The 10,945-nt window shown below is 41.7% G+C and carries 8 protein-coding genes; 4 read left to right on the plus strand and 4 right to left on the minus strand.

Annotated elements, in window-relative coordinates:
* Nucleotides 1–2 precede the first annotated feature (2 nt).
* Nucleotides 3–3,560 (plus strand): tetratricopeptide repeat protein, encoded by a 3,558-nt coding sequence (locus ENI34_04330; protein HEC78355.1) that lies wholly within the window; start codon nt 3–5, stop codon nt 3,558–3,560.
* 9 nt (nt 3,561–3,569) lie between these two features.
* Here the strand turns inward: ENI34_04330 and ENI34_04335 are convergent, their stop codons facing one another.
* Nucleotides 3,570–5,156 (minus strand): hypothetical protein, encoded by a 1,587-nt coding sequence (locus tag ENI34_04335; protein ID HEC78356.1) that lies wholly within the window; start codon nt 5,154–5,156, stop codon nt 3,570–3,572.
* 115 nt (nt 5,157–5,271) lie between these two features.
* Nucleotides 5,272–5,727 carry an NUDIX domain-containing protein gene (locus ENI34_04340; protein HEC78357.1) on the minus strand — a complete coding sequence of 152 codons (456 nt, stop codon included), beginning with the start codon at nt 5,725–5,727 and terminating at the stop codon, nt 5,272–5,274.
* Nucleotides 5,728–6,156: 429 nt separating this feature from the next.
* Between ENI34_04340 and ENI34_04345 the strand changes: the two genes are divergently transcribed.
* Nucleotides 6,157–6,453 (plus strand): nucleotidyltransferase, encoded by a 297-nt coding sequence (locus ENI34_04345; protein HEC78358.1) that lies wholly within the window; start codon nt 6,157–6,159, stop codon nt 6,451–6,453.
* Entirely contained in the window at nt 6,450–6,641 is a 192-nt protein-coding gene (locus ENI34_04350) for a hypothetical protein (protein ID HEC78359.1), read from the plus strand. The genes ENI34_04345 and ENI34_04350 overlap by 4 nt, the downstream gene beginning before the upstream one ends.
* Before the next feature lie 723 nt (nt 6,642–7,364).
* Here the strand turns inward: ENI34_04350 and ENI34_04355 are convergent.
* Entirely contained in the window at nt 7,365–8,255 is an 891-nt protein-coding gene (locus ENI34_04355; GenBank protein HEC78360.1) for a hypothetical protein, read from the minus strand.
* A 55-nt stretch (nt 8,256–8,310) separates the two neighbouring features.
* Nucleotides 8,311–9,279, minus strand: coding sequence for a hypothetical protein (locus tag ENI34_04360; protein HEC78361.1), 969 nt, complete (start codon nt 9,277–9,279; stop codon nt 8,311–8,313).
* A 522-nt stretch (nt 9,280–9,801) separates the two neighbouring features.
* Here ENI34_04360 and ENI34_04365 point away from each other — a divergent pair.
* Nucleotides 9,802–10,413: a CPBP family intramembrane metalloprotease gene (locus ENI34_04365; protein HEC78362.1), complete on the plus strand. Its 612-nt coding sequence runs from the start codon at nt 9,802–9,804 to the stop codon at nt 10,411–10,413.
* The last annotated feature ends 532 nt before the right edge of the window (nt 10,414–10,945 follow it).

Consider the following 10,945-nt stretch of genomic DNA (forward strand, 5'->3'; position numbering starts at 1 on the left):
TTATGAATTGTCCCAAGTGTGGTTTTAAAAACCCCGACGGAGCACGGTTCTGCAATCAGTGCGGTGCACAGCTCCAGATGATTGCACCCCGACGGGATAGAGGTCAGAGAAGGCGCGTCGCCGTACTCTTCAGTGATATTTCCGGCTTTACTCCGCTTTCCGAGAGTCTTGATCCGGAAGAGGTGAGGGATTTGATCGATGCCTGCCTTCAGCGCCTCGCCGGTGTTATCTATCAATATGACGGTTACATCGATAAGTTCATCGGTGATTGTATAATGGCGCTTTTCGGCGCACCTGTCACCCATGAAGACGACCCTTTGCGGGCGGTGATCGCCGCTCTGGAACAGATGAAAGAGATCAAAAAGTTCAATCGGGAGAAGAATCTGGACCTTTCTCTTTCCATCGGAATAAATTACGGTCTGGTGGCGACCGGTGATCTGGGAAGACCCGGTGAATATACGGTGATGGGTGATGTCGTAAATCTCGCTCAGAGACTTCAGTATGCCGCACCGCGCGGCAGAATCTATGCAAGCGAGGAAATTTTCGAGAATACAAAGAATGAAATAAATTATAAAAAACTGAAAAAGATCCGCGTCAAAGGGAAAAGAGAGTTGATCACGGTCTATGAGCCCCAGGGCGTCAAGCGTCACTACTCCCTTCGCAGGATAAAAGAGCTTCCTTTAATCGGCAGGAGTGATGAGCTGCGCCATTTATTGAAGATCTTCGCCGAAGCCAGGGCGGGAAGAGGCGGAGTGGTTTCTGTGGTCGGTGAAGCCGGCATCGGCAAGTCCAAATTGACCTTTGAATTTAAAAAACAGATAAAGAATCATGCCTGTATTCTGGAAGGTAGGGGGATTGAATATCTTCATGCTTCACCGTATCTGGTTCTGAAAGAACTCACAAAAGAACTTTTAGGAGTCAAACCAGATGATTCAAAAGAAGCCGCCGCCAGGAAGCTGACAGGGTTTATCAAAAAGACAGACCCTGCTTCACTTAAAAAAACAACGATATTCTTGAAATACTTTCTGGATATGAGTTTAAATCGTGCGGACTATAATCGATTCGAGTCGATGAGGGCGAGAGACAGGATCAGGATGATTAATGAGGCACTCATTTCCTTCTTCATCGCGGTGTCCCGTAATAAACCGCTCGTTATGATATTTGAAGACTGCCATTGGATTGATTCTGAGACCGTGAACTTTATGAGACGTTTCGCAAAGGAGATCGTGGATAAGAAGATAATGGTGCTCGCCCTGTTCAGACCGGAATTCAATATTGGAAAAGGTATTTCACGATTGGCACATTATTCCCGGATAAATTTAGGACCTCTTCCGGAAAAAGACGCCGTGATACTGGTTCATAACTTACTGCAGTGCAGGCGGATAGACGAAAAACTCGTGAAACTTCTTATGAAGAAATCAAACCGCATACCGTTCTATATTCACGAACTTACCAATAATCTTGTAGCCGGCGATGCCATCACAGTGAGTGACGGAGTGGCATATCTGAAACGGGGTAAAGAATCAGCGGTTCCCCGTACCCTTGATGAATTGGTGATGGCGAAGATCGACAGGTTGAATACTGAGTTGAGGACGATCGTCGATATTGCATCGGTGATCGGCGATGAATTTTCAACCAGGGTTTTAAATACGATGCTTGAGCTGGATCAGAGATTGACTAATGATCTGGCGCTTCTCGTCCAGAAAGGAATCATCCGTGTTTTAAAACAGGGAGAAGCAGGAACATCGGATAAAGAGACCTATACCTTTTCCCATTCATTGATGAGGGAGGCGGTCTATCAATCACTTTTGAAGCAGACGAGAAAAGAGTATCATAAACAGATCGGTTATGCAATCGAACTTGTTTATTCGGAAAATTTAAGGGAATATTACGACACCTTAGCGAACCACTTTTTGCTCGGCGGTGTGAAGGAAAAGGCCGTCGAGTATCTGGAAAAAGCCGGCGATCGTAAGAGAGAGTTATACCTGAATGAAGAGGCGATCTCTCTTTATACACAGAGCCTCGGTTTGCTCGATAAATCGGAGAAGTTGCGCAGTGCCCGGATTTATGAGAAGCTGGGGAATATTTATGAGTTGATCGGTGAATATGATTCAGCCAGACAGGCATATCGGACAATGGCGCGCAGTGCCGGTAAAGAACTTTTATGGAAAGTGAAGGCGTCGGTGGCAACGGCGAAACTCGACATTTCCCGGGGATTGTTTGATGAGGCTGTTGATTTATTGAATAGAGCAGGTAAGGCGTTGAAGAGATTGAGGAAGCCGGGGGTTGATGCAAAGATCGAACTCGCCAATATTCTGAGGATTGAATGCTGGGTTTATCGAATCAAGGGGAGGGTGAATAAGGCGGAAGAAAAGGGGCTTGAAGCCATTGCTATTCTTAAAAGTATTAAGCATCTTGAAGGAGAGAAGGGATATAATGCAAAACACGTATTATTGCTGGCGCATCACGCCCTGGCGATTGTATATTCTTTTAAAGGTGAGTATGACAGGGCGATACATCTGCTGGAAGAGGCATTGATTATTGCCGAAGACCTCGGCAACAGAAGGGCGCTCGGCGATGCCTATAATAATCTCGGTACGATCTATCGAACCCAGGGCAGATTTGAACAGGCGATCAACGCCTTTTCCAATAAATTGGAGATAAGCCGGGAACTCGGGGACAAGAGCGGTATCGGAATCGCTTATTGTAATCTGGGTAATGTCTATGAGAATAAGGGAGAGTATGAAAAGGCGATCAATTTTCACAACGACTATTTAAAGATTTCCGAAGAACTCGGCAACAAACACGGCATCGGTCAGGCCGCCCATAATCTGGGCGTTGCCTATTGGAAGAAAGGTGAATATGGCCGTGCAATCAAATCACTCGAAAAATCACTGCGGATAAGCGAGGAACTCGGGGATAAAAGAATGGTAAGTTTGACTCTCGAAGCCCTGGGCGAAGTGTATGCCAGCAGATTTGAATTCCCTAAGGCGGTTAAATTATTCAATGGGTGCCTGCGGATGAGCAGAAAACTCGGTGATAAATGGAGTGTCGGAAGTGCATCATACCATCTCGGCTATATCTATACCAGGATTTCAGAGCTGCGGAAAGCAGAGAAATATTTAAGCACGGCTAAGGATATTTTTGAAAAGATCGGTAATAAAGTCGCTATCGGAAATACCTATACAGCCTTTTCAGAACTACGGATTCAGCAGAACAGATTCGAAGAAGCCCTTCATTTTGCGAATGCTGCATTGAAACTGGCAGAGGAAACCAATTCAACGGAAATGAAGATTACGGCGTTGAAAAATACGGCGCTTGTCTATGATATGAAAGACTCAGCGGTATTTCGAAAGAGATCAAGGCAGCTCTTTAAGAAAGCAGTCACCATAGCCCGGAAGTTGAATAATAAACGTCTGCTCGCTGATCTTTATTATGACTACGCCGCTGTTTTGAAGAGGGGGGACAAAAAAGTAGATAAAAAATCCGGGGATCGATATTACAGACAGGCGTTAAAATATTATCAGCAGTTGAAGATAAAGAGAAAGAAAAGGTTCTGAGAGCCGTTTTTATTCTGTTTCTTCAGAAGTTTCGTGGTTTTGTTTTACTTCCCAGATGATTTCATCATCTTTTTCCTTACGCTCGCATATGAGTTCTTTGATATCGTCGATAGACCCTTCATAAACAACTTCATTGTTGATGATCAACATTATATCATGGTCGGGTGTCAGATGATATCGAGGTGGAAAGACCTTCATCTCTGAGATATTTTCTGTGTTAATCTTTATGATGTTGCCGAATTTAACTTCAGCCGAGAACCTGGCTAATTTATCCGGTACTTGCCAGTCAGTGATTGCAACCCAGTACCACTTTCCGTCTTCAGGAAGTTCTGCAGCGCCGAATATTCTTTTCGGCATAAAATCTTCAGCGTCTTTCAGTGTTTTAATCGGCTTGCGGGCTGTGGTTTTGAAGATGTTGCCGTCTTCAGTCCCGATGTAAAAAGTAGTATCTTTCAGTTCTATGGATTTCGGTGCGGCGGTCGCCGGCGGAACGAGAAAATATTCCCACTTCTTCAGATTTTCTGTTTTCGCGATGTAATAAAGACCGTCTCTTTCAATGAGGAGATAAAGCAGTTCTTCTTTTACAAGGACGTCGAGCAGTCTGTCAAAATTCAACTTCACCCTTTTTGAGTTTTTGCCGTCATAACTCCAGAGCGTATAACTCGCCTGCGGCGGAATTTTTTTCTTTCGGTTGAGATAATCTATATACTCTCCCGAAAGAGTGGGAATGAGGAGTCTGTCTTTGAATATAAAAAGACGCGAGGTGTAGCAGACTTTTTCTTCGGGGATGATGTCTTCACACCGCCAGGTTTTACCGTCATAAACAAGGACGTCGTATATTCCGAAAAGGTCATCGTTCAGAATCAAATAATATCCTTCTGACATAGGTTTTTCCGAGAGGCCGTTATGATACTTCTCAGGAATATCTTTTTTTCCCAATCCACTGTAGGCATAAGGAAAGGCGAATAATCTGTTTTTGTAAACAATGAGTGCGTTGATGCGGTATACTCTGTTTTCATCACCGGGAGTTGAGTAAGAAAGTGTCCAGGTCTTGCCGGTGTCTGATGAGCAGAATATACAACCCACGGCGAATTCAATGTTCTCTCCCATCTTCGCAAGTGCGCCGATGCTCGCATAGAGTTTGTTATGAAACCACGCAAGATAGTTGACATGCAGCGCATTGGGGAGCGTTCGGTATTTCACCCACCCGGTGTCTTCGAGTATATAGAAATTGCCGTAGTTCCACTCTTCTGTGGCGTCGATTCCCGGAATCATCAGTTTGTCGTTGATGAGCTGATAATAATAGAGGGCTTCTTCGTCGATCGTGAATTCGGTGGTGAACTCTTTGGCTGCCGGGTCGTAATAGATAATGTCTGTGGGACCGGTATTCACCACTGCGTCACCGTAGCCGATGTACAATTTATCATTGAAAAAGATAAGGTCGTGGATGGGGCGAGCGTCTTTGGTCTTTTCAGCAGTGGGAAGACCAATCGAAGAGAGTTCGAGCAGATAACACGGAGAAGGTAATTTCCCTTTCGCCTGAAGGCCGGCCATCGTCAGCAATAATAAAACCACGCATTTCTGAGAAAAATTCATCCTTCCTCCTTCAACTTCTTGTTGAGTGTCATCTCATTATTCCCTGATTTTGCTGATTCCTATTCTACCTCAATATCGCACAAAGTCAAGGTGGTTAGTTACTTTCTCTTCTTTTTCAATGGATTACTATGCTTCTGTCTTCTATTCTTTCCTTCAATTCCCATAGTGCTGTTTTGTTACTGTCATACCTGAGGCGGTTCATGGCTTCTTCATAACTTACCCACGAATACCCGGAATGCTCTTGTGAACAGCGTAAGGACTTATCTTCCATCAACACTCCGAAACTGTATTCAGGTATGACATAGAGCCCTGTTTTATTCTTATGTTCAGGAAAACAGCTTTTTGGAATCATCGCCACAGCATCGAGTCTGAAGTATTTACTATCTTTTATAATCCCCGCTTCTTCATATGCCTCTCTCTGAGCAGCTTCCAGTACTGTTTCATTATTCTTCCCTCCACCGGCTATAAACTGCCAATATTTTTCGCCGCTTCTTTTAAAAACAGCCACTTCCAGTTTTCCGTTTTCATTGATTACAAACGGGATTATCAATACCTGAAATTCAGCTCTCATATTGATTCATCCTTCAATGACTGGATTTTCATCGAACTCTTCCTATCAAAAATAAGTATAGCAGACACAAAAACAAAGTCAAGGTATTATCGGTCTGAGTTCTCTCCACTTTTCATCTTGATTTATACCCCCCTCTGTCATTCTGAGTCCGCTGACGGCGGACTCAGAATCTCGCCTTTTCCCTTTTCTAAAGGGCGATAAAGGGGGATTATAATCCTCCCCGATTCTCCAGAAGGGGGTAGCAAGGGTTATCCTTTAAAAAAGGAAGGAGTATTTGGTGAGTCTTTTTTGAAAAAGGAATATCACAGAAACTTCTTTTCCGCAACTGCAAAAAATTAACATTTCCGCTTAGTAATAACTATTAACATTTCTGCTTGGTAATATCAAAAAACGAGTTGTTGACTGAGTTAAATAAATAGTTATAATAAAATTATAGTGAAGATTGAATTGTTGAAAAGGATTCTCGTACGACATAAAAGGGAGTTAAAGCACAAATATCATGTTAAAGAGATAGGTATTTTTGGGTCTTATGTGAGAGGTGATCAAAAAAGAAAAAGTGATATTGACATTTTAGTCGAATTTGAAGAGGTGCCGGGGTTATTCAAATTCATCGAGTTAGAAGATTATTTGAGTGAAATTTTAGGAATAAAAACAGATCTGGTGATGAAAGATGCGTTAAAACCATACATTGGCAAACATATATTAGCTGAGGTTATTTATCTGTGAAGAGAGAGTACAAAGATTACTTGAATGATATCTACGACTCCATTGAAAAAATAGAAAAGTTCACAGAGCATATGAAATTCGCACAATTTGAAAAAGATGATAGAACAGTTCTGGCAGTTGTCAAAGCATTTGAAAAAATTGCATCTCGACAAAGCTCGATACTTACCGTGCCATGGGGTCAGATCTAAATATTTTACATGAGGTTGAGATCAATCTAAACGCCAAACATCATAAATGATTATTGCGATTTTAAATTTTCTAACGGGGCGAGCCTTAGCGATTTCCTTATTAAAAGATTCCTTTCAACGCCTTTATTCTGGGCAAGGAAGCTGAGGAAATAATATAGATACATTGGGTAATGTCTAAAATTGTGTAAAAATTTGTTGTGTTGGAAAAGAAAAATGGTGTATACTTACTAATGTAAGCTCCTCGGGCAGGATTCGAACCTGCAACCCTCCGGTTACATCGACCTTCAGTTTTCACTGAAGAATGGACTATCTCATTCCCGATGTCGGATTATATATAATCGACATGACGGGATCGGGCGCTTCCCTTCCGTTACGCACGGAAAGTACTTCCTTACGGAATAGTCTCTGCACCTTCCCTATACTTTTAGAAGTATAGGGCTTGGCTCAGGGTTACCATGCCTTGAAGGTTTAGGTTTCCCTGAATTCACCCGATTTTTCAACCACAATTTCTTGTGGAAGCTGCAACAAGCCCGCATGAACTTCACGATGGCAATTGGCACACAACATAACGCATTTATTCTATCACTATATTTTCGTTTATCCGTCATAAAGCTCATGCTCCCTTTTTATTACAGCCGGATGCTCTACCGTTGAGCTACCGAGGAATTTTTAAAGAACAAGCTGAAGTATTATACTGATTCTTTAGTATTTGTCAATATAAAATCACTCTTCTTTACCGATGATAACCACTGTATTGAGCAGTTTCTCCTCAGCTTCAATCGGCTCTGGCTGCCATCTCTTACCATAAATTCGCACCTGTGAGGTGCCGGGAGCAACAACCTTGAATTTGTAATAGAAAATAGAAGATGATGATAATTCCTGAAGAATATTACCCTCAATCTTGACATACAGGTCAGTATATGATCTTGAAGCATTCGTTGGTACCTGAAAGATATGTCCGATCGGGAATTGATACTCGTCCCGTAGACAGATTTCAGCTTGATTAAGCTTCACCTTCAGGTTTAATTGATCATCGCCGGCACGGAGTTGATAATCACCGGTGTTTTCCGGCTTGAGGATAATATAATTCCCGCCGGTCTGATCTTGAATCGGGAGTTCGGTCAAAATAGAAATGCCTGCCATGGAATCGATCTTGACCTTTGCTGTAATGTGCCAAGCCAGGAAGTCATTGACCTCTGCGTTTCCGTGTTCACCGGTCAGGACATGATTGTTCGGAATGAGATATACTGTCCGGGTCAACTTCTCTTTCTTCGTTCCTGTGGAATCCTCTATCGTAACAGTAATTATATTTGCTCCTTCCTGGAGCGGCAGCTCTGAGCTCGCCGTCCACAACTGCTCGGATTTCCGTTTAAACTCCAGCTTATTTTCTCCGAGCATCATCTCTAAATCGAAAAGAGCTTCGTCGGCCGAAGTGCCGGTCTCAATCAACCCCTGTGGTTGAAACGGAGCATTAACTTCAACGGTGGCTGTGGTGATGTAGTCATCAATTTCTTCGGGGGCACAAAGGATTAGTTCAGGAACATCAATATCAACTTTGAACCCGGCTGCAGCGGTTAAACAAAAACAAAAAGCAATCAAAAGAATATATTTCATAATATTCCTCCTTTTCATTTCCAGAACCTTATCTGCTTTTTCTTCTGTCCGGGACCTACTTAAGCACCTTTTTTTCAATCTCTTCTATTTTGTCAATTATTCCTTTAAACAGGGAAGGTTTATCAGAAGACGTCTTTCCTCCAACCCGGAAGGTTTTACCCGCCTTTACCACGGTCTCTTTACCGCCTTTGATCGGCTTGACCCAGACCGATCCCTTGATGACTCTGACCACGGTGCAACCTTTTTGATGTTCAACCTCGAATTCGGTTGCCCGTACTCCGGCTACCGCTGCTGGGGTCTTGATCTTGAAACCTCTTTCAGCTCTGCACCAGATCTTTCCAAATAGCATTTGAAGGAAACCGATACTTTTCTGGCTGTTTTCTTTTGCCTTGGGTATGATTAAAGTAGTTTTAGGTTTCATTCTGACTAAATGTCCTCCAGGCAACAGAACTTCGAGTATACAGCCGTCTCCGCTTCGGATTTCAGATCCAATCGCGACCGTAGCACCGTTCTGGGCTTTAATCGTCTTACCGTCTTTGGTCTTGATCCATGCCGTCCCTTTTAAATAAGTGATCCTGGCGCCGGCTGCAGCCTTATCCTTATCCGGTTTGAAGTATACTTTGACATGGTACCGAGCAGAATCGAATCGGGCAAATGAGATCGAATAAGTAGTACTCTGTTTCATCACAATCTTCATTTCAGTTCCCTTTTTAACATGAACATTATTACCGGATGATTCTTTCCAGTTTCCATCCTCTTTTTTGATGTAGAAATAACAGATCGCCTGAGCCGGCCAGAGATAGTCATTATCATTGACCACCCAGATAGTACCGTCGTCCGGTGCGGCTGGAAGTTCAATTGTCTTTCGGCAATTCTTCTCCATCTCGTCGCATTTCGGTTCACTCCGCGATCCATTCCAGTATTCAAATTCTCCTGATGTTGTGAAAATCACTTGTCGTTCAGAATCGGCTTGCGTCGATAATATAAACCCAAGTAAGATCAGCAGTAGAACCGCTTTCTTCATAATTCCTCCTTTCAACGGTTTGGTTCTTTTGAAATCGGATTTCACTGTCTGCTACAGTTGAATCCGATTTTTTTCTGCTAAGTTTTCAAACCATTTTCAGATTTGGAAACAAATACCTTACCCGGTATTTTCAGAGATCAACCAACTGAATTATTATAGCTACAATTCAACAGACGTCAATAATTTTTAACACGGTTTTTTGAAAATGGACTTGACTTTTACTTTTCTTTGCTATATATTATTACGTGATGTTAAACACGGAAATTTATACCCATGTAAGCAGAAAAAATCTGGGAAAGATAGTAAGCCCAATCGATACCATAAATCTTAATAAAGAAGGCGGGAGGTGACAATGTTTATAAAATCAAAAGATTTCGTTAGTTTTTCCAGAGGAAGTATATCTGCACCAAGTGCGGATATCACCCCCAAATGGTATCATATCAGCACAAAGAGTGCGGATATACCCAAGTTATCTGAAATAAATTTTATCTGTAAATACTTTAAAATATAGAGGTGGTAAAAATGATTGTGTTAATAACCTTAATTTCAGCTTCAATTCAAGTTGCGATTTTTTCAGCAATACCTTTGATTTTTTACCTCGTGAAACATAAGAAAATAAGTGGCTTTTTAAAGTATATTGGATTAATTAAACCGGAGAGAAAATCTATTCCAATCTCAATAGTTGTAGCACTGTTATACTTTGGTGGTTCTTGGCTGGTGTATTGGAAACTTGGGCTACTTGATACTCTTAGGGCTGGAGGTTTAGTCGGTGGAGCTATACAACAAATGGGGCTTTGTGTGAATGCGATATTGATTGTTTTAATCAAATCAATAGTGGCAACAGCAATGTCAGAAGAAATTTTATTCAGGGGTTTTCTTGGAAAAAGGTTTATTAATTTAATAGGATTTAGTTATGGAAATCTTTTGCAAAGTATATTATTTGGTTTAATGCATGGGGTATTATTCTGGGGGATAATTAGAAATATGGTTGCAATAACAGCGATAGTATTGCTTACAGGGACAATTGGTTATTTAATGGGATATATAAATGAAAAGGTGGGAAACGGCAGTATCGTTCCGAGCTGGATAACACACTCGTTAGCTAATGTGATGACTATCCTTTTCTTTATTTAAGGATATATAAATTTACTTCCGATAACAGAGCGTATCTGGCTTCGGCTTACGCCTCCGCTCAAATCCTTCGCTATCGCTCAGGACTTCAGATACCCGCCAGCCGTTGTACGATATTGTTTGGCTGAAGACTTACATTAAACATTTATATTCATTTGTAGATGTGTATGCGGTGCAATGAAGATATACTGAAACCCTGTGGGGAATGGACACGATGAATTTGTAGAGGAAAAATTTTTTGAAAATGGACTGTTAACTCAAAGATAAAACTGGACTGGGTTAAAAGATAAAACTGGACTATTTTGTTTTGAAATTACGGTACAAAAGGTGTGCTGAGCATAGCAAAAGATAAAACTGGACTGAATTAAAAGATAAAACTGGACTATTTTTTGTATTTTAAGCGTTTAGATATTGGTTTTTCAGGTTTTGTAATAGATCACTTTCACAACGCGGTTTTTACACCAGATGCGGATTTCTTTTTTATCCGGATGTGGAATAATATGTAATTCAATCAAACTGCCTTGAGGGACGAAGA

Source organism: candidate division WOR-3 bacterium (genome assembly GCA_011052815.1).
Taxonomy (GTDB): domain Bacteria; phylum Hydrothermota; class Tepidihabitantia; order SM23-42; family SM23-42; genus DRIG01.